Annotated in this window: 18 protein-coding genes and 1 riboswitch; of the genes, 9 read left to right on the top strand and 9 right to left on the bottom strand. The window is 73.9% G+C overall.

All coding sequences use genetic code 11. From position 1 onward, the window contains the following. Nucleotides 1-225: 225 nt before the first annotated feature. Nucleotides 226-1,062, top strand: a complete 837-nt coding sequence (locus ACJ6WD_RS40655; protein ID WP_407617753.1) for a maleylpyruvate isomerase family mycothiol-dependent enzyme — start codon at nucleotides 226-228, stop codon at nucleotides 1,060-1,062. A gap of 243 nt (nucleotides 1,063-1,305) precedes the next feature. Here ACJ6WD_RS40655 and ACJ6WD_RS40650 read toward each other — a convergent pair whose 3' ends face one another. From ACJ6WD_RS40650 to ACJ6WD_RS40635, 4 genes are all read right to left on the bottom strand, one after another. Then, the gene (locus ACJ6WD_RS40650; RefSeq protein WP_016572184.1) at nucleotides 1,306-1,893 is read right to left on the bottom strand and encodes a hypothetical protein; all 588 of its coding nucleotides are present in this window, start codon (nucleotides 1,891-1,893) and stop codon (nucleotides 1,306-1,308) included. A gap of 128 nt (nucleotides 1,894-2,021) precedes the next feature. After that, complete coding sequence (locus ACJ6WD_RS40645; protein ID WP_016572183.1) at nucleotides 2,022-3,092, bottom strand: hypothetical protein; 1,071 nt, start codon at nucleotides 3,090-3,092, stop codon at nucleotides 2,022-2,024. Continuing rightward, entirely contained in the window at nucleotides 3,089-3,901 is an 813-nt protein-coding gene (locus ACJ6WD_RS40640; protein WP_233662006.1) for a class I SAM-dependent methyltransferase, read from the bottom strand. The genes ACJ6WD_RS40645 and ACJ6WD_RS40640 overlap by 4 nt, the downstream gene beginning before the upstream one ends. 76 nt (nucleotides 3,902-3,977) lie before the next feature. Further along, a complete protein-coding gene (locus tag ACJ6WD_RS40635) occupies nucleotides 3,978-5,363 on the bottom strand; it encodes a glycosyltransferase family 4 protein (RefSeq protein WP_233662005.1) in 1,386 nt (461 codons plus the stop codon). A gap of 238 nt (nucleotides 5,364-5,601) precedes the next feature. On the opposite strand from ACJ6WD_RS40635, the gene ACJ6WD_RS40630 reads away from it, so the two are divergent. Further along, nucleotides 5,602-6,255, top strand: a complete 654-nt coding sequence (locus ACJ6WD_RS40630) for a TetR family transcriptional regulator (RefSeq protein WP_038519034.1) — start codon at nucleotides 5,602-5,604, stop codon at nucleotides 6,253-6,255. A 100-nt stretch (nucleotides 6,256-6,355) separates the two neighbouring features. Here the strand turns inward: ACJ6WD_RS40630 and ACJ6WD_RS40625 are convergent, their stop codons facing one another. Next, the gene (locus tag ACJ6WD_RS40625; RefSeq protein WP_016578247.1) at nucleotides 6,356-6,589 is read right to left on the bottom strand and encodes a ferredoxin; all 234 of its coding nucleotides are present in this window, start codon (nucleotides 6,587-6,589) and stop codon (nucleotides 6,356-6,358) included. Then, nucleotides 6,589-8,040, bottom strand: a complete 1,452-nt coding sequence (locus ACJ6WD_RS40620; RefSeq protein WP_233662004.1) for an aldehyde dehydrogenase — start codon at nucleotides 8,038-8,040, stop codon at nucleotides 6,589-6,591. Before ACJ6WD_RS40620 ends, ACJ6WD_RS40625 begins: the two co-directional genes overlap by 1 nt. A 227-nt stretch (nucleotides 8,041-8,267) precedes the next feature. On the opposite strand from ACJ6WD_RS40620, the gene ACJ6WD_RS40615 reads away from it, so the two are divergent. The 6 genes from ACJ6WD_RS40615 (at nucleotide 8,268) to ACJ6WD_RS40590 (ending at nucleotide 15,528) form a co-directional block, all read left to right on the top strand. Continuing rightward, nucleotides 8,268-9,347, top strand: a complete 1,080-nt coding sequence (locus tag ACJ6WD_RS40615; protein WP_233662003.1) for an MBL fold metallo-hydrolase — start codon at nucleotides 8,268-8,270, stop codon at nucleotides 9,345-9,347. Between the two features lie 96 nt (nucleotides 9,348-9,443). Further along, nucleotides 9,444-9,574, top strand: a riboswitch (cobalamin riboswitch). Between the two features lie 219 nt (nucleotides 9,575-9,793). Then, nucleotides 9,794-11,128 carry a prenyltransferase/squalene oxidase repeat-containing protein gene (locus tag ACJ6WD_RS40610; protein WP_407617752.1) on the top strand — a complete coding sequence of 445 codons (1,335 nt, stop codon included), beginning with the start codon at nucleotides 9,794-9,796 and terminating at the stop codon, nucleotides 11,126-11,128. Next, complete coding sequence (locus ACJ6WD_RS40605) at nucleotides 11,128-11,799, top strand: SCO2322 family protein (protein ID WP_407617751.1); 672 nt, start codon at nucleotides 11,128-11,130, stop codon at nucleotides 11,797-11,799. Before ACJ6WD_RS40610 ends, ACJ6WD_RS40605 begins: the two co-directional genes overlap by 1 nt. Beyond that, nucleotides 11,796-13,034, top strand: coding sequence for a CbiQ family ECF transporter T component (locus tag ACJ6WD_RS40600; protein WP_407617750.1), 1,239 nt, complete (start codon nucleotides 11,796-11,798; stop codon nucleotides 13,032-13,034). Before ACJ6WD_RS40605 ends, ACJ6WD_RS40600 begins: the two co-directional genes overlap by 4 nt. Beyond that, a complete protein-coding gene (locus ACJ6WD_RS40595; RefSeq protein ID WP_233662000.1) occupies nucleotides 13,031-14,653 on the top strand; it encodes an ABC transporter ATP-binding protein in 1,623 nt (540 codons plus the stop codon). Before ACJ6WD_RS40600 ends, ACJ6WD_RS40595 begins: the two co-directional genes overlap by 4 nt. Beyond that, nucleotides 14,650-15,528, top strand: a complete 879-nt coding sequence (locus ACJ6WD_RS40590) for an ECF transporter S component (RefSeq protein ID WP_233661999.1) — start codon at nucleotides 14,650-14,652, stop codon at nucleotides 15,526-15,528. Before ACJ6WD_RS40595 ends, ACJ6WD_RS40590 begins: the two co-directional genes overlap by 4 nt. 55 nt (nucleotides 15,529-15,583) lie before the next feature. On the opposite strand, the gene ACJ6WD_RS40585 is transcribed toward ACJ6WD_RS40590, so the two are convergent. Continuing rightward, nucleotides 15,584-16,753 carry a steroid 3-ketoacyl-CoA thiolase gene (locus tag ACJ6WD_RS40585; protein WP_016573963.1) on the bottom strand — a complete coding sequence of 390 codons (1,170 nt, stop codon included), beginning with the start codon at nucleotides 16,751-16,753 and terminating at the stop codon, nucleotides 15,584-15,586. 275 nt (nucleotides 16,754-17,028) lie between these two features. On the opposite strand from ACJ6WD_RS40585, the gene ACJ6WD_RS40580 reads away from it, so the two are divergent. Further along, complete coding sequence (locus ACJ6WD_RS40580; RefSeq protein WP_016573962.1) at nucleotides 17,029-18,261, top strand: cytochrome P450; 1,233 nt, start codon at nucleotides 17,029-17,031, stop codon at nucleotides 18,259-18,261. Here ACJ6WD_RS40580 and ACJ6WD_RS40575 read toward each other — a convergent pair. Both ACJ6WD_RS40575 and ACJ6WD_RS40570 read right to left on the bottom strand, forming a co-directional pair. Further along, nucleotides 18,233-18,607: a hypothetical protein gene (locus ACJ6WD_RS40575; protein WP_078948717.1), complete on the bottom strand. Its 375-nt coding sequence runs from the start codon at nucleotides 18,605-18,607 to the stop codon at nucleotides 18,233-18,235. The genes ACJ6WD_RS40580 and ACJ6WD_RS40575 overlap by 29 nt on opposite strands. A 9-nt stretch (nucleotides 18,608-18,616) precedes the next feature. Then, a partial coding sequence (locus ACJ6WD_RS40570) for a cbb3-type cytochrome c oxidase subunit I (protein WP_407617749.1) occupies nucleotides 18,617-19,063 on the bottom strand: 447 nt, incomplete at its 5' end.

The raw sequence follows: 19,063 nt of genomic DNA, 5'->3' as shown, positions 1-19,063 counted from the left end.
TGCGGGGGTGGTGTGCAGGACTGCTGCGCTTTACGTCCTGCACACCACCCCCTCCGGCCCGCCCCCTCCCGTTGGGGTGGGGGGAAAGACGGGTAGGTGGGGGGCTCGGTGAGGGGGCGGGTGCGGGTGGGTGGAGCAGGGGGCAGGGCGTGCGTTGCTGGACCAGGTGAGCGGCGGGGGGAAATCCCCGAGCCTCGTGGTGGTCCTGGGCAGTAGCGTGCGGCCATGAGCCGCAACGAACCGCACGCGCGTCCGGGCGTCGTTCTCCGGGGCGCCTTCGACCACGCCCAGTACTGCGCGGAACTCCTCGCCGAGGGCGAGCGGTTCCGTGCCGTGCTGCGCGGCGCGGACCTGACCGCGCAGGTGCCGAGCTGTCCCGACTGGACGTTGGCCGACCTCGCCCGCCACCTCGGGCAGGCACACCGCTGGGCCGGGGCGCTGGTCAGCAGCCGGGCCACCGGCCCGATCGACGAGGCCGCCATCCCCGGGGTCGCCGGGCCCGACGACGACACTGCCCAGGCGCTCAACGCCTGGCTGGCCGAGGGCACCGAACGCACCGTGGCAGCGCTGCGCGAGGCCGGCCCGGACACCGCCGTCTGGTCCTGGTCGACCGATCACCGGGCCGGATTCTGGGCCCGCCGGATGGTCTACGAGACGGTGGTCCACCGCGCCGACGCCGCCCTCGCCACGGGCGCCGACTACGAGGTCCGGCCGGAGTCCGCCGCCGACGCCGTCGAGGAGTGGCTCCAACTGTGCGCGCTGCCGGTGATGGCCGAACGGTGGGCGGCGCGCGCCGACGGGCTGTTCGGCCCCGGTCGCACCCTCCATCTGCACGCCACCGACGCCCCGCCCGCCCTGCACGCCGAGTGGGTCCTGGACCTGACCGGCGACCGCCTCACGCACCGCCGCGCCCACGAGAAGGCCACGACCGCCCTCCGGGCCCCGCTCACCGACCTCCTGCTGGCCCTCTACGGCCGCCGCTCCCCCACCGACGACCGCATCGAGCTACTGGGCGACCGCGCCCTCTTCGACCACTGGCTGACCTACGCCTCGTTCGTCTGACACGCTCCCCCGTTCTTTTTCCCACCCACCCACGGGAGGGGTCGGGTTGGCGGGTGGTGGGGTGCCCGGACGTAAAGCGCAGCAGTCCGGGCACCCCACCACCCGCCAACCCGGCACCGCACCCCACAAGCCCCGCGCAGCGGACAACGCCCCGCGCAGCGGCAACGCGCCGCAGGCGCAAACAGCAACCCCCACGGCGGGACGGCCGACAACGTGGGAAGCCCCGCCAAGCGCAGCGACCCGTCAGCCACCGCTCAGTTGGGAGGCGCTCGGGACCTGGTTGGTGACCTCGGCGCCGTTCTTCTTGCCGACGTCCTTGACGTTGTTGATGACGTTCTGGAACTGGTCGACGTCGCCGGGGCCGGCCTCGCCCTTGCGGAGCTTGGTGCCGAGGTTCTTCAGCGAGTCGATGCCGCTGTTGAGGGGGGCCAGTGCCTTGGAGAGCGTCGGATCGCCCTGCGCGTTGCGGACCGCGGCCTTGAGACGGTTGTAGGTGAAGACGCCGGCCAGGCCCGCCTTGACCAGTGTGGTCTTGCGGTGGTCGGCGCCCTTCTGGAACCCGCCGGCCTTGTACGGCTTGATGATCCACTGGTAGGTGGCGCCGGCGGCCAGGCCGGCGTTGGTCACGAACCGCGTCTTGGCGAACTTCTGCTTCTCCACCGAACTGGTGGGGCTGGGCGAGCCGGCGGGTGAGGCGCTGGCCTGGCCCTCGTCCTTCTTCGAGCCGCCGCAGGCGACGGCGCCCAGGCTCAGCGTGCAGGCCAACGGCAGTGCGACGGCGGCCCGACGCAGGGCGGCGCGGTTGCGGACGGGGGGCTGCGGAACGGTCACGGCGCGCCTCCGGCGGGCTCGGTTCGGCTGGGGAGCATCGTCCGCAGCCTGTCCCGCCCGCCGGAGGGGCGCCAGCCGGAAACGGCCGTACGGGGGCGCCCCCACCCGGCCGGGGCAGTGTCCGGGGCCTACCGGCAGCAGTCCGGTGCCAGCCCGACCGGCAGCCGTTCGCCGCCGAAGACCGCGGTGGTGGCCTCGTCGCCGCCCAGTGCGGCCACCGCCAGCAGCAGTGAACCGGCGGTCCAGGACGTGAGTTCCCGCGGCCAGATCGCCTGGTCCTCGAAGACGTAGCCGGTCCAGTACATGCCGTTGTCGGCGCGCAGGTGCTGGATCCACTTGAGGATCGTCACGGCCCGGTCGGACTCCCCCATCGCCCACAGCGCCAGCGCCAGTTCCGCGCTCTCGCCGCCGGTGACCCAGGGGTTGGGCACCACGCAGCGCACGCCCAGGCCGGGGACGACGAAGCGGTCCCAGTCCGCGTCGATCCGCTCCCGGGCCGCCGTGCCTCGCACCGCGCCGCCCAGCACCGGGTAGTACCAGTCCATGGAGTAGCGGGACTTGTCGAGGAACCGCTCGGGGTGGTGGCGTATCGCGTGGCCGAGGCGTCCGAGGGCCAGTTCCCAGTCGGGCTGCGGCTCCTCGCGCTGCTCGGCCATGGCCAGGGCGCAGCGCAGTGCCTGGTAGACGGAGGACGAGCCGGTCAGCAGGGCGTCGCGGACGGGCGTGCCGTCGTCCTCCCGCTTCCAGCCGATCTCGCCGCCGGGTTGCTGGAGTTCCAGGACGTACTCGATCGCCGCGTGGACCGCCGGCCACATCCGGTCGAGGAACGTCTCGTCCCCGGTGGACAGGTAGTGGTGCCAGGCCCCGACCGCGAGGTAGGCGCAGAAGTTGGTCTCCCGGCCGCGGTCGGTGGGGGCGGCGGCGTCGCCGTCGGCGTAGGCGGCGTACCAGGAGCCGTCCTGGTTCTGGTGGCGGACCAGCCAGTCGTAGGCGGCCTCGGCGCGGTCGTGTTCGCCGGCCGCGTCCAGGGCCATGGCGGCCTCGGTGTGGTCCCACGGGTCGAGGTGGTGGCCGCGGAACCAGGGGATGGCGCCGTCGGTGCGCTGGGTCGCCACGATGCCGGCGACCGTTGCGGCGGCCTGTTCGGCGGTGAGCACGCCCGGCAGGACGAGCCGTTCGGTGCGCCCGGGACTCGTCACTTGGCGGCCCCGCGGGCGGCGGCGGGCTTGGCCGCGGAGCGGGTGCGCTTGGCTGCCTTCGGCGCGTCCGGCTCCGGCTGCGCCGCCGGTTCGGGCAGGTGCGGCTTGGTGGCGTAGGCGACGAAGCTCTTGCCGATGAGCGGGTTGAGGGCCTGTTCGGCGAGGCGGGTGGCCAGCGGCTTCTTCATGATGTCCCAGACCAGCAGCTTGTGGTACGCCTTCACGGGCAGCGCCTGGTCGTTGTCCACGCCGAACGCGCACTTGAGCCACCAGTAGGGGCTGTGCAGCCCGTGGGCGTGGTGGGTGCCGTAGGGCTCCAGGCCGGCCTGGCGCATCTTGTCGAGGAGTTCGTCGCCGCGGTAGATGCGGATGTGGCCGCCCTCGACCTCGTGGTAGGCGTCGCTGAGCGCCCAGCAGACCTTCTCCGGGCCGTAGCGCGGCACGGTGACGGCGATCCGGCCGCCGGGGCGCAGTACCCGGACCATCTCGGCGAGGACGCCCTTGTCGTCCGGGATGTGCTCCATCACCTCGGAGATGATCACGACGTCGAAGCTGTCGTCGGGGAACGGCAGCGCGAGGGCGTCGCCCTCCATGGCGACGGCGGAGGCGCCCGCCGGGGCCTCGCCGGCCTCCTTCATCGCGGCGAACCACTTGGCGACCTCGCGGATCTCCTCGCCGTTCCGGTCCAGGGCGACGACCTGCGCACCGCGCCGGTAACACTCGAAGGCGTGCCGACCGGCGCCGCAGCCCAGGTCGAGCACGCGGTCGCCGGGGGCGAGCGGGAAACGGGAAAAGTCGACGGTCAGCACGGCGTTTACGCTTTCGTCCGGCGGTCAGGGGCGGGGTGGAGTGCGTCGTGGGCGGCGGGAGGACGGCGTGCGCGGGTCACCGGCGGCCGGTGGCCCGCACGGCGGCGCCGGCCGCCTGGCGGGCGATGGCCTCCCGGTAGCGCTCGGCGGTGCCGAGGGCGGCCTGCCGCCAGGTGAAGCGGGCCAGTACCCGTTCCCGGCCGGCGGTGCCCAGTCGGCGGCGGAGCCCCTCGTCGCCGAGCAGTCGCAGCAGGCCGGCGGCGAGTGCCCCGGCGTCGCCCGGCGGCACCGCGAGGCAGGTCTCGCCGTCCGGGCCGGCGACTTCGGGGATGGCGCCGCCGGTGGTGGCGAGCAGCGGGGTGCCGGTGGCCATCGCCTCGGCCGCCGGCAGCGAGAAGCCTTCGTAGAGGGAGGGCACGCAGGCGATCTGGGCGCCGCGCACCAGGTCGACGAGTTCGGCGTCGCTGATGCCCTTGACGAACTCGATGGCGCCGGACAGGCCGAGCCGTTCGATGGCGGCGGCGACCGGCCCGTCGTCGGCCCGCTTGCCGACGACGACCAGGTGGGCCTCGGGGTTCTCGGTGCGGACCTTGGCCAGCGCCTCGACGAGGTGGATCAGGCCCTTGAGGGGGACGTCGGCGCTGGAGGTGGTGACGATCCGGCCGGGCACCTCGGGGACGGCCGGGTCCGGGGAGAAGAGGTCGGTGTCGGCGCCGATGGGGACGACGTGGATCCGGCCGGGGTGCACGCCGAGGTCCTCGACGATCTCCTGGCGGGAGGAGCCGGAGACGGTCAGCACCGACGGCAGCCGCCGGGCCACCCGCTTCTGCATGCGGGTGAAGCCGTACCAGCGGCGGACCGAGGCGCGGCGCTTCCAGCCCTGCGCGGCGGCCAGGTCGAGCCGCCGGTCGACGGTGATGGGGTGGTGGATCGTGGTGACGAGCGGGGCGCCGAGCGCGTCCGGGCCGCCGAGCAGGCCGTAGCCGAGGGTCTGGTTGTCGTGGACGACGTCGAACTGGCCGCGGTGGGCGGCGAGGTGGCGCCGGGCGCGGAGGGAGAAGGTCAGCGGTTCGGGGAAGCCGCCGGTCCACATCGTGGCGACTTCGAGGCCGTCGATCCAGTCGCGGAACTCGTCGCGGCCCGGGGTGCGGAACGGGTCGGGCTGGCGGTAGAGGTCCAGGCTGGGCAGTTCGGTCAGCGTCACGGCCCCGGGTCCCGTCCGGGCGGGGTCCACGCCGTCGAGGACGGGGTAGGGCTGGGCGCCGATGACGTCGACGGTGTGGCCGAGGCGGGCCAACTCGCGGGAGAGGTGGCGGACGTAGACGCCCTGACCGCCGCAGAACGGGTTCCCCTTGTACGTGAGCATGGCGATCCGCAAGGGACGCTCACCGTCCGTCGGGGCGGAGGCCGAGGGGGTCTCCGCCGGGCGGGGCGCGGCTGCCTGGACGGCCTCTGCGGTCACGCACGGCCCCCTTCTCGCTGGACTTTCGCCGGAGCGTAACCGCTGGCGGTAATCTAGAACAAGTTTCAGAACTGAAAAGCTACTGATCAGTTCACCGAGTTTCGAATCTACCGGCCGGGAACGGAGCGAAAAGAGCCACACCAGGTGATTCGCGCCACGGCATGGGCCCTGCCATGCTGTGCCGATCGCACCACCGGCACGCACCGCATCGCGGACGGAAAGCCACGGAATGGGACACATGACTACGGAATCCAAGGCGGCCGGGCCGGCGCTTCCGGCGAGTCCTCCCTTGACCGAGCGTCAGGAGGCCCGGCGCCGCCGCATCCTGCACACCAGCGCCAGGCTCGCCAGCCGCGGCGGGTTCGACGCGGTCCAGATGCGCGAGGTGGCCGAATCCTCCGGGGTCGCGCTCGGCACCCTCTACCGCTACTTCCCCTCCAAGGTGCACCTGCTGGTCGCCACCATGCAGGACCAGCTCCAGCACATGCACGAGACGCTGCGCAAGCGCCCCCCGTCGGAGGAGGACCCCGGCGCCCGGGTCGCCCAGACGCTGATGCGGGCCTTCCGCGCCCTGCAGCGCGAACCGCACCTGGCCGACGCGATGGTGCGCGCGCTGACCTTCGCCGACCGGTCCGTCAGCCCCGAGGTGGACACCGTCTCCCGGCTGACCACGGCGATCATCCTCGACGCCATGGGGCTGGACGGTCCGCCCTCCCCCGAGCAGCTCTCCGCGGTCCGGGTCATCGAGCACACCTGGCACTCGGCGCTGATCACCTGGCTGTCCGGGCGGGCCTCGATCGCCCAGGTGAAGATCGACATCGAGACGGTCTGCCGGCTGATCGACCTCACGACCCCGGTGCGGCCCCACCACCGCCAACCTCCCTCCGCATGATCGCTCCCGCCCACGGGTAGGGGGCCCGCAAGGGGCCCACCCACCCCCTACGGGCCGGACCGCCCCGCCCCCTACGGGCCCGAGGCCCCCGCCCCGCCGCTCACTCGTCCGGCGGGAAGACCGCCGCACCGCTGCCCGCCGCGGTGATCGCGATCGCCTCCACCGGGCAGCCCTCGGCCGCCGCCAGCACGCCGTCCGCGGCCTCCGTCTCCGGCTCGACGGGGTGCGCCTGGCGCGCCGCGTCCAGCCGGAACCGCTCCGGTGCGGTCCCGGCGCACAGTCCCGAACCGATGCAGACCCGCCGGTCCACCGTCACCTGCCAACGCTCCGCCATCAGGCACCCGCCGGCAGGTGGATCATCTTGTGCTCCAGGTACTCGGCGAACCCCTCGGGCCCGAACTCCCGGCCGATGCCGGAGTTCTTGTAGCCGCCGAACGGACCGAGCATGTCGATGCTGAAGGTGTTCACCGAGTACGTCCCGGTGCGCACCCGTCGCGCGAGGTCGATGCCGCGGTCGGTGTCCGCGGTCCACACCGAGCCCGACAGCCCGTACTCCGAGTCGTTGGCGATCCGCACCGCCTCCGCCTCGTCCCCGTACGGCAGCAGGCAGATGACCGGGCCGAAGATCTCCTCCCGGGCGATCCGCATCCCGTTGTCGACCTCCCCGAAGAGCGTCGGCTCGACGTACCACCCGGTCGACTGCCCCTTCGGGCGGCCGCCGCCGGCCAGCACCTTGGCGCCCTCCTGCTGGCCCAACGCGATGTAGTCCAGGGAGCGTTGCTGCTGACGGCGGGCGACCAGCGGTCCGAGTTCCGTGGCCGGGTCCAGCGGATCGCCGACGACGAGCGCGCCCGCCGCCGCCGCGAACCGCTCGGCGATCTCGTCGTAACGGCTGCGCGGCGCGAGGATCCGGGTCTGCGCCACGCACGCCTGGCCGTTGATCATCCAGGCGAACGGCGCGATGCCGGCCACCGCCGCGTCCAGGTCCGCGTCCGGCAGGATCACCGCCGCCGACTTGCCGCCCAACTCCAGCGTCACCCGGGTGAGGTTGCGGGCGGCGACCTCCATGACCCGCTTGCCGGCCGCCACCGAGCCGGTGAACGACACCTTGTCCACGCCCGGGTGCCCGACCAGGTACTCGCTGACCTCCCGGTCGGCCGGCAGGATCGACAGCACCCCCGGCGGCACGCCGGCCTCCGAGGCGATCTCCGCGAGCAGGTACGCGTCCAACGGGGTCTCCGGCGAGACCTTCAGCACCACCGAGCACCCGGCCAGCAGCGCCGGCGCGAGCTTGGCGGCGGCGGTGAACTGCGGGACGTTCCAGGGCACGACGGCCGCGACCACCCCCACCGGCTCGCGGCGCACCAGCAGCGGCCCCAGCGCCCCGGCCCGCCGCTCCTCGAAGGCGAACTCCCGCGCCACGGTGAGCGTCGCGTCCCACACCATCATCGCGGCCAGCGACTGCACCATCACGCCCGAGGTGACCGGCGTCCCGTTCTGCGCGCCGATGACCCGCGCGAACTCCTCGCTGCGCACCGCGAACGCGTCCTTGATGCGGGTCACCACCGCGATCCGCTCGTCCAGCGGGGCATCGGCCCACACCCCGGACGCGAAGGACGCCCGGGCCGCGGCCACCGCCCGGTCGACGTCGGCCCGCGCGGCGTGCGGGACCCGGCCGATGACCCGTTCGGTGTGCGGCGAGACGACCTCGATCGTGTCCGGTCCGGCCGGATCGACCCACTCACCGCCTATGTAGAGCTTTCCGTGCTCGACGAGGTCGCCCATTGCTGTCCGCCTCCCGACGGTCTCGACGGATTGCGCTCCCGACGGACCACGATTTCTGACGGTCCATCAGGATTGCGGTTCCAGCAGAACTGATACCAGTTCCACCCGGTGGAGTCCACGCCCACCACCGAATCCCAACTCCCCTCGCCGGCACGGCCGTCGCCCTGTTGTTGGAACTCGTTCTAGTTATAGTTGGGGCGACGACGGCGCGGGAGGGGACGGTAGCCATGGCACCGCAGGTGATCGACCACAAGGGCGGGGTGTGGAGCATCGCCGTCCCCATCCCGGACAACCCCCTCGGCCACACCCTCGTCCACCTCCTGGAGACCGACCGCGGACCGGTCCTGATCGACACCGGCTGGGACGACCCGGACTCCTGGGACACCCTCACCGCCGGCATCACCGCCTGCGGCTTCGACCCCGCCGACGTCCACGGGGTGGTGATCACCCACCACCACCCCGACCACCACGGGCTCTCCGCCACGGTGCGGGAGACCTCCGGCGCGTGGATCGCCATGCACGCCGCGGACACCGCGGTGGTCCGGCGCAGCCGCGCGGCCGAACCGGGGCAGTGGCTCGACTACGTGCTCGTCAAGCTCACCACGGCCGGGGCGCCGGACGACCACCTGGAGCCGCTGCGGGCCGCCCGCGCCGCCGGGCGCGGCCGCAAACTGCCCGGACGGCGGGCCGCCCTGCCGGACCGGGCCATCGAGCCCGGCGAACTCCTCGACCTGGCCGGCCGCCGGGTCCGGGCGATCTGGACGCCGGGCCACACCCCCGGCCACGTCTGCCTCCACCTGGAGGAGACCCACCCCGCCCAGCAGGGCGCCCCCGCCACCGCCCGCACCACCGGCTTCGGCCGGCTCTTCTCCGGCGACCACCTCCTGCCCGGCATCACCCCGCACATCGGCCTGTACGAGGACCCCGACGACGTCGCCCCCGACCTGCTCGACCGGGGCGACCCCCTCGGCGACTACCTCGACTCCCTCGAACGCATCGCCCGCCTCGCGCCGGCCGAGGTGCTGCCGGCCCACCAGCACGCCTTCCCGGACGCGGCCGGGCGCGTCCGGGAGCTGATCGCCCACCACGAGGAGCGGCTGACCGACCTCCGCACGCTGCTGCGCGAACCGCTCACCGCCTGGCAGCTCGCCACGTCCATGCAGTGGAACCGCCCCTGGGCCGACATCCCCGCCGGCTCCCGCACCATCGCCGTCTCCGAGGCCGAGGCCCACCTGCGCCACCTGGTCAAACGGGGGCACGTCGAGCCGGTCGCCGGCTCGATGCCGGTGCGGTACGTGGCGGTCTAGCCCGGCCCCGGCGGGCGGGGGCGGGGCGGCGGGCGCGCTGGGGGCGCTCCCGTCGCGCTCCGATGCGCGCCCCACCGTCGTCGGCGCCGGCGTTAAGGTGTGCGGGACAACTTCATCCGTACCCGATCGGGGGAAGCCGGTGGAAATCCGGCACTGACCCGCAACCGTGAGCAGGCCGCCCCGCGGACCTGTAAGCCGGAGCACCCGATGGGGCACGACCAAGGCTCCCGCCACCGGACCCTCCCCGCTCTCGACTTCGCTCGGGCCGGGGCCCCCCTGCCGCTGCTGCGGCTGGCCGGTGCGCGCCACCGTCGAGGTATGCGGAACCGAGCCCGGTGCCACCGCGCCGCACCCCCGGGGTGCGGCGGACGGTCGCCCGAGCGCGGCTCGGATCCGCATCCCGCCGCGACCCGACCGACCCGAGAGGCACCCACCCGATGGCCCGCATGGCCCCCACGGCTGCGCCGCAGCCGCACTCCGCCGCCCCCCGGCCGCGCCGCGCCGCCACGGCGCTGGCCGCCCTGGCGACCGCCGCCGTGCTGGCCGGTGCCGCGGCCCCCGCCGCGTACGCCGACGGCCCGGCGGCCCCGCCGCAGCCGAAGCTCCCCAAGGGGCTGTACGGCGACAAGGACCCGCAGTACGACGGCGTGTGGCGGCAGTCGCTGGCGCTGCTGGCGCAGCACACCGTCGGGGTGCGTCCGGCGACGGCCGCCGTGGACTGGCTGGCGGGGCAGCAGTGCGCCGACGGCGCGTTCACGGCGTTCCGGGCCGATCCGGGCAAGGCGTGCGACGCCGGCGCGCTGCGGGACACCAACCAGACGTCCGCCGCGATCCAGGCGCTGACCGCGCTCGGCGGGCACGGCGACGCGGTGCAGAAGGCCGTGGGGTGGCTGAAGTCCGTCCAGCACCCGGACGGCGGCTGGAGCTCGATGCCCGGCGGGCAGGGCGGTTCGGAGAGCGACGCCAACTCCACGGCCGTGGTGATCGGGGCGCTCGCCGCGGCGGGCGAGAAGCCGGAGTCGGTGACGGCGAAGGGCGGCAAGTCGCCGTACGACGCGCTGCTGGGCTTCCAACTGGGCTGCGACGCGAAGGACGGCGAGCGCGGGGCGTTCACCTTCCAGCTGAAGAACGCCGCACCGAACGCCGACGCGACCGCGGCCGCGATCACCGGCGCGCTGGGCAAGGGCTTCGTCGTGGCACCGGCCGGGAAGGACGCGGGCCAGCCGGCCAAGGCGCTGGACTGCGCGAAGGGCGGCGCCCCGGGCCGCGGCGCGGACGCCCGCGCGGCGGTCGCGGACGGCGGCGCCAACTGGCTGGTCGGGCAGCTCGACGCGAACGGAGCGCACCTGAAGTCCGCGATGCCGGGCGCCGAGCAGCAGCCCGACGTGGGCAACACCGCGGACACGGTGGTCGCGCTGGCGGCCGGTGGGCACGGTGCGGCCGCGCAGCAGCCGCTGGCCTGGCTGGAGAAGAACGCCACCGCCTGGGCGAAGCAGAACGGCCCGGCCGCGTACGCCCAGCTGGTCCTCGCCGCGCACGCCACCGGCACCGACCCGCGGTCCTTCGGCGGCACCGACCTGGTGGCCGCGCTCAACGCCACCGGCCCCGGGCCGGCCGGCAACAGCGCCGCGTCGCCGGCCGCCGACGCCGCCGACGACGACGCCAAGGACGGCGACGGCGGCGGCATCGGACTGTGGTGGGTGATCGGCGTCGGGCTGGCCGTCGGCGCCGGCGTCGGCTTCCTGATCAGCGGCCGCAACAAGAACAAGACCGGGCTGTGATGCGGGCGCGGCGGACCGCCGGGGTGCTGCTGGCGGCGGGGGTGGTGACCGGTCTGGGCGCCGGGCCCGCGCAGGCGCAGCAGTACCGGTACTGGTCGTTCTGGGACGGGAAGCCGGCCGCGGCCGGCGCCGCCGCTTCGTGGGCGTACGCCACGGAGGGGCCCGGTACCGCGCGGCCGGACGACGCCTCCGTCGTGGGGTTCCGCTTCACGGTGAGCGTGGACTCCGCCAAGGCGGCCGGCCCGCGGACCGCCCCCGACTTCGCCGCGCTCTGCGACCGGACCCCGGCCCGTTCCGGCGCCAAACGGGTCGGCGTGGTGATCGACTTCGGGACCGCGGCGGACGCGCCGTCGGGTGAGCGCCCGCCGGCGGGCCGCGCCGCCTGTGCGCAGGTGCCGGCGGACGCCTCGGCGGGCGAGGCGCTGGCCGCGGTCGCCAAGCCGCTGCGGTACGACGCCAACGCGCTGCTGTGCGCGATCGCGGGCTATCCGCGGTCGGGCTGCGCGGAGCAGGTGTCCGGGGGCGGCGCGGAGCCGTCGGCGACGCCCCGCACGAGCGCCGCGGGCGAGGGGGACGACGGCGGCCCGTCGGCCGGTCTGGTCGGCGGGATCGGTGCCGTGGTGGTGCTGGGCGCGGCCGGCGTGTGGCAGGCGCGCCGGCGACGCGGATGAGCGCGCCGCGGGCCACCCGCAGCACCGCACTGCACGCCGGCGCCTGGTGGGTGTGGGCGCTCGGTCTGGCGACCGCGGCGTCGCGGACCACCAATCCGCTGCTGCTGGCGCTGCTGGTGGGGGTGGCCGGCTACGCGGTGGCGGCGCGCCGCACCGAGGCGCCGTGGGCGCGGTCCTACGGGGCTTTCGTCAAGCTCGGGTTGGTGGTGCTGGGCATCCGGTTGGTGTTCGCGTTCGTGCTGGGGTCGCCGATCCCGGGGACGCACACCTTGGTGACGCTGCCCGAACTCCCGCTGCCCGACTGGGCGAAGGGGGTGCGGATAGGCGGCCGGGTCACCGCGGAGGGGATGGTCTTCGCGCTGTACGACGGGCTGAAGCTGGCCACCTTGCTGATCTGCGTCGGGGCGGCGAACGCGCTCGCCAGTCCGGCCCGGCTGCTCAAGTCGCTGCCCGGTGCGCTCTACGAGGCGGGGGTGGCGGTGGTGGTCGCGATGACCTTCGCGCCGAACCTGGTGGCGGACGTGCAGCGGCTGCGGGCGGCCCGCCGGTTGCGCGGCCGTCCGGACCGCGGGGTGAAGGCGCTGCTCCAGGTCGGGATGCCGGTGCTGGAGGGGGCGCTGGAGCGGTCGGTGGCGCTGGCCGCGGCGATGGACGCGCGGGGGTACGGCCGGACGGCGCAGGTGCCGACGGCCGTGCGCCGGTTGACGACGGTGCTGACGCTGGGCGGTCTGCTCGGAGTGTGCGCGGGGTCGTACGGGTTGCTGGGGGACACCGGTGCCGGTTACGGGCTGCCGCTGTTGGCGGTCGGGCTGGCGGCGGCGCTGGCCGGGCTGTGGTTGGGGGGCCGCCGGTCGGTCCGGACCCGCTACCGGCCGGAGCCGTGGGGGGTGCGGGCCTGGCTGGTGTCGGGGTCGGGCATCGCCGTGGCGGCGTTGATGATCGCGGCGAACGGCTACGCGCCGGGGGCGCTGCATCCGCCGGCGGTGCCGTTGACCGCGCCGGTGCTGCCGCTGTGGCCGGCGCTGTCGGTGCTGGTGGGGCTGGTGCCGGCGTTCGTGGCGCCGGTGCCGGCGCGGGCCGGGGGCGGCGCGTCGGCCGGGCGCTCCGCCGGGTCCGCCGGGTCCGCGTCTTCCGTCCCGTCCGCCTCTTCCACACCCTCCGTCGCGTCCGGCGCCTCCGCCGCGTCCGGCCGGCGTTCCGGTCCCGATCCGTCCATGAAGGAGCCCACCCAGTGATCCGCTTCGAGCAGGTCTCGGTCACCTACGCGGACGCCGCCGCGCCGGCCGTCCAGGGGGTCGACCTGACCGTGCCCGAGGGGGAGTTGTGCCTCCTCGTCGGCCCGTCCGGGGTCGGCAAGTCGACCGTGCTGAACGCGGTGTGCGGGCTGGTGCCGCACTTCACCGGCGGCACCCTGCACGGCCGGGTGACCGTCGACGGACGGGACACCCGCACCCATCCGCCGCGGGAACTGGCCGACGTGGTCGGCACGGTGGGCCAGGACCCGATGGCGCACTTCGTCACCGACACCGTCGAGGACGAGTTGGCCTACGGCATGGAGTCGTTGGGGCTGGCGCCGGACGTGATGCGCCGGCGGGTCGAGGAGACCCTGGACCTGCTGGGCCTGGCCGAGCTGCGGGACCGGGCGATCAGCACGTTGTCCGGCGGACAGATGCAGCGGGTGGCGATCGGTTCGGTGCTGACCGCGCACCCGAAGGTGCTGGTGCTGGACGAGCCGACGTCGGCGCTGGACCCGGCGGCCGCGGAGGAGGTGCTGGCGGTGCTGCAACGGCTGGTCCACGACCTGGGGACGACGGTGCTGATGGCCGAGCACCGGCTGGAGCGGGTGGTGCAGTACGCGGACCAGGTGATCCTGCTGCCGGGTCCCGGCGCGGCCCCGGTGATGGGTGAGCCGGCCGGCGTGATGGCGGCGTCCCCGGTCCGGCCGCCGGTGGTCGAGCTCGGCCGGCTGGCCGGCTGGTCGCCGTTGCCGCTGTCGGTGCGCGACGCCCGTCGCAAGGCGGCCCCGCTGCGGGAGCGGCTGTCGGCGGTGGCCCCGCCGGCGCCCGGGCCGGCGCCGGCGGCGGACGCGGAGCCGGTGGCGACGGTCGCCGGGCTGGGCGTCCACCGGGACCGGACGCCGGTGCTGCACGGGGTCGGGCTGACGGTCCGACCGGGCGAGACGGTCGCGCTGATGGGCCGCAACGGGGCCGGCAAGTCGACGTTGCTGCGGACGCTGGTGGGCATGCACCAGCCGTCGGCGGGGTCGGTGCGGATCGGTGGCGCCGTCCCGCACCGGACCCGGCCGCGGGACCTGGTGCGCCGGGTCGGGCTGGTGCCGCAGGAGCCGCGTGACCTGCTGTCCGCGGACACCGTGGCGGCGGAGTGCGCCGCGGCGGACCGGGACGCGGCCGCGCCGGCCGGCCGTTGCCGGGAGTTGGTGGCCCGGCTGCTGCCCGGGGTGCGGGACGCGGCGCATCCGCGGGACCTGTCCGAGGGGCAGCGGCTGGCGCTGGCCCTGGCGGTGGTGCTGACCGCACGGCCGCCGCTGCTGTTGCTGGACGAGCCGACCCGCGGGCTGGACTACGCGGCGAAGGCCCGGTTGGTCGAGGTGGTGCGGGGGCTGGCCGCCGAGGGGCAGGCGTGCGTGCTGGCCACCCATGACGTGGAACTGGCCGCGGAGTTGGCGCACCGGGTGGTGATCCTGGCGGACGGGGAGGTCGTCGCCGACGGCCCGACCGAGGACGTGGTGGTCTCCTCCCCCGCGTTCGCCCCGCAGGTCGCCAAGGTGCTGGCGCCGCTGCCGTGGCTGACCGTCGCGCAGGTGGCGCGTTCGCTGGAAGGGGCGGTGGCGTGACGGCGTCCGCGCGGCAGGTGCGCGCGGTCCGGCTCGGTCCGCGGTCGGTGGCCGCGCTGTGTCTGGTGTCGGCGATCGGGGTGGTGGCCTTCGGGTGGCCGCTGTTGGCCGGTTCCGGTTCGGGGTTGGCGCATTCCCAGGACGCGCCGTGGTTGTTCGCCGCGCTGTTGCCGCTGCTGCTGGCGGTGGTGGTGGCGACGATCGGGGACCGCGGGCTGGACGCCAAGGCGATCGCGATGATCGGCGTGCTGGCCGCGGCGGGCGCCGCGCTGCGGCCGCTGGGTGCGGGCACCGCGGGCATCGAGCCGATGTTCTTCCTGATGGTGCTGTCCGGGCGGGTGCTGGGGCCCGGTTTCGGTTTCGTCCTGGGGTCGGTGGCGATGTTCGCGTCGGCGCTGCTGACCGGTGGCGTCGGGCCGTGGATGCCGTTCCAGATGCTGGCGATGGGCTGGGTGTCGATGGGGGCGGGGCTGCTGCCGGGGGCCGTGGAGGACGCCCCTGGCCGAGCGGGGTCGAGGGCTCGGGGGAGGATGCGCGGCCGCCGTGAGCTGCTGCTGCTGGCGGGGTACGGGGCGGTGGCGTCGGTCGGCTACGGGCTGGTGATGAACCTCCAGGGGTGGCCGTACATCGGGGGGTTGGCGTCGGGCGTCTCGTTCGTGCCGGGCGATCCGCTCTCCGCCAACCTGACGCGCTATCTCGCGTACTGCCTGGCCACGTCGCTGGGGTGGGACCTGCCGCGGGCGGTGGTCACGGTCGTGCTCACCTTCGCGCTGGGCGGCACGGTGTTGAAGGCGCTGCGCCGGGCGACGCGCCGGGCGGCGTTCGAGGCGCCGGTGGCGTTCGAGGCGCCGGGCGGGTCGCCGGACCGGTCCTGACCGGTCCCGATCGGCATCAGGCCCGGCCGGGAGCTCCGACCGGGCCCGGTGGCCGCTACAGCCGTTGGATGATCGTCGCGGTGGCCAACGCGCCGCCCGCACACATGGTGATCAGGGCGAACTCCTTGTCGCGGCGTTCCAGTTCGTGGAGGGCGGTGGCCAGGAGGCGGGCGCCGGTGGCGCCGACGGGGTGGCCGAGCGCGATGGCGCCGCCGTTGACGTTGACCTTCTCCAGGTCCTGGCCGAAGACCTGGGCCCAGGACAGCACGACGGAGGCGAACGCCTCGTTGATCTCGACCAGGTCGATGTCCTTGAGGGACATGCCGGCCTTGCCGAGGACGGCCCGGGTGGCGTCGATCGGGCCGTCGAGGTGGAAGTGCGGGTCGGAGCCGACCAGGGCCTGGGCGACGATGCGGGCCCGCGGCTTCAGGCGCAGGGCGCGGGCCATCCGCTTGGAGGCCCACAGCAGGGCGGCGGCGCCGTCGGAGATCTGCGAGGAGTTGCCGGCGGTGTGCACGGCGGAGGGCATGACGGGCTTGAGGCCGGCGAGCGCCGCCGGGCTGGTGTCGCGCAGCCCCTCGTCGCGGTCGACCAGCCGCCACATCCCCTGGCCGGCGGCCTGTTCCTCCTCGGTGGTGGGCACCTGGACGGCGAAGGTCTCGCGCTTGAAGCGTTCCTCGGCCCAGGCGGTGGCCGCCCGTTCCTGGGAGCGCAGGCCGAGCCCGTCGACCTCCTCGCGGGTCAGGCCGCGGTGGCGGGCGATCCGTTCGGCGGCCTCGAACTGGTTGGGCAGGTCGACGTTCCACTCGTCGGGCCAGGGCTTGCCGGGGCCGTGCTTGGAGCCGCTGCCGAGGGGGACGCGGGACATCGCCTCGACGCCGCAGCCGATGCCGACGTCGATGACGCCGGCCGCGATCATGTTGGCGACCATGTGGTTGGCCTGTTGGGAGGAGCCGCACTGGCAGTCCACGGTGGTGGCGGCGGTCTCGTAGGGCAGGCCCATGGTGAGCCAGGCGTTGCGGGCGGGGTTCATGGACTGTTCGCCGGCGTGGGTGACGGTGCCGCCGACGATCTGCTCGACGCAGTCGGGCTGGATGCCCGTGCGGGCGAGGAGTTCGCGGTACGTCTCGCCCAGGAGGTAGGCGGGGTGGAGGTTGGCGAGCGCACCTCCGCGCTTGCCGATCGGGGTGCGTACGGCTTCGACGATGACGGGTTCCGCGGCCATGACTTCAACTCGTCCTCTCCTCGCGTCCGTGGGCGTCCCGACGCCCACGGAGGGAAGAACTAGTACGCGTTCTAGTTCTGCGAACAGTCTCGTGAGCCGCCCGGCGTGGCGCAAGGGGGCTGCAACGCCCTTGTGCGCAAGAGGTCTTGCCGTGGCCCTTGCCACTTGTGGAACTCGTTACTACCTTCACCGCGACCTGCATCTGATGCACCGTCAGACACCTTGTCGGGCGGTACCGTCAGAGCGTCCGACGTCCGCTGGACCAGGAGTCGCCGATGCACTGCCCCGCGCTGCCCGAAGGGTTCGACTTCACCGACCCCGACGTCTACCAGTCCCGGGTCCCGCTGCCGGAGTTCGCGCGGCTGCGGCAGACCGCGCCCGTGTGGTGGAACGCCCAGCCGCACGGCATCGCCGGCTTCGACGACGACGGCTACTGGGTCGTCACCCGCCACCAGGACGTCAAGGAGGTCTCCACCAAACCGGAGGTCTTCTCGGCCAACCTGAACACCTCGATCATCCGGTTCAACCAGGGCATCTCCCGCGACCAGATCGAGGTCCAGAAGCTGATCATGCTGAACATGGACCCGCCGGAGCACACCCGGGTCCGCCAGATCGTGCAGCGCGGCTTCACCCCGCGGGCCGTCCGCGCCCTGGAGGCGGCGCTGCGCCGGCGGGCCGAGCAGATCGTCGAGGAGGCCCGGCACAAGGGCTCCGGCGACTTCGTCACCGACGTCGCCTGCGAACTCCCCCTCCAGGCCATCGCCGAACTCATCGGCATCCCGCAGGAGGACCGGGCCCGGATCTTCGACTGGTCGAACAAGATGATCGCCTACGACGACCCGGAACTCGCCATCACCGAAGAGGTCGGCGCCAACGCGGCCATGGAGCTGATCTCGTACGCGATGAACCTCGCCGCGGCCCGCAAGGAGTGCCCGGCCCAGGACATCGTCAGCCGGTTGGTGGCGGCCGAACACGACGGGAACCTCGGCTCCGACGAGTTCGGCTTCTTCGTGCTGCTGCTGGCGGTGGCCGGCAACGAGACCACCCGCAACGCCATCACCCACGGCATGCACGCCTTCCTCACCCACCCCGACCAGTGGGAGCTCTACAAGCGCGAGCGGCCGGCGACCGCCGCCGAGGAGATCGTGCGGTGGGCGACCCCGGTGGTCTCCTTCCAGCGCACCGCCACCCAGGACACCGAACTGGGCGGCGCGCGCATCAAGAAGGGCCAGCGGGTCGGGATCTTCTACTCCTCCGCCAACCACGACCCCGAAGTCTTCGACCGCCCCGAGGTCTTCGACATCACCCGCGACCCCAATCCCCACCTGGGCTTCGGCGGCGGCGGCCCGCACTTCTGCCTGGGCAAGTCGCTGGCCGTGCTGGAGATCAACCTGATCTTCAACGCCCTCGCGGACGCCGTGCCCGGGATCTCCCTGGCCGGCGACCCGCGACGGCTGCGCTCGGCCTGGCTCAACGGGGTCAAGGAACTCCAGGTGCACTACCGCTGAGGGAGAGCACCGCCAGGGCGAGCGCCCCCAGGGCGCCGGCGCCGAGCAGCGCCGCCACCAGGCGGCGCCGCAGCGCGCGGTAGGCGCCCTCGTACTCGGTCCGCAGCGCGGCGCTGCGGACCGCGATGCGCTCCAGGTAGGACCGGGACTGCTCGTGCTGTTCCCGGCAGTAGTGGCGGACCACGTCGGCCCGTTGGGAGTCGGTGAGCCAGGGCAGCCGGGCACAGAACTCCTCCGCCCGGCCGCGGGCCCGCCGCTGCTCCGCCTCCCACAGCAGGTAGCCCTCGATCTCGTTGATCGCCGCCGCCATGCGCAGGTCCTGCCCCGCGCCGCTCTCCTCACCCATGGGCACTCCTCACGCCTCGATCGCGGGCGCGACGTCCGGGTGGTGCAGGTCGAACGCCGGGGATTCGGAGCGGATGCGCGGCAGCGACGTGAAGTTGTGCCGCGGCGGCGGACAGGACGTCACCCACTCCAGCGAACGGCCCCAGCCCCACGGGTCGTCCACCTCGATCTTCTCGCCGTACTTGGCGGTCTTCCAGACGTTGTAGAGGAACGGCAGAACCGACATGCCCAGCAGGAACGAGCTGATCGTGGAGACGGTGTTCAGGGTCGTGAAGCCGTCCGCGGCGAGGTAATCGGGAATCCGGCGGATCATGCCCTCGGCGCCCAGCCAGTGCTGGACCAGGAACGTGCCGTGGAAGCCGATGAACAGCGTCCAAAAAGTGATCTTTCCGAGCCGCTCGTCGAGCATCTTGCCGGTGAACTTCGGCCACCAGAAGTGGAAGCCGGCGAACATCGC

The sequence above is a fragment of the Streptomyces sp. VTCC 41912 genome (genome assembly GCF_045799175.1).
Lineage (GTDB): Bacteria > Actinomycetota > Actinomycetes > Streptomycetales > Streptomycetaceae > Streptomyces > Streptomyces albulus_C.
The sequence above is the reverse complement of the archived record's forward strand: the minus strand, read 5'-3'. Positions and strand labels throughout refer to the sequence as shown.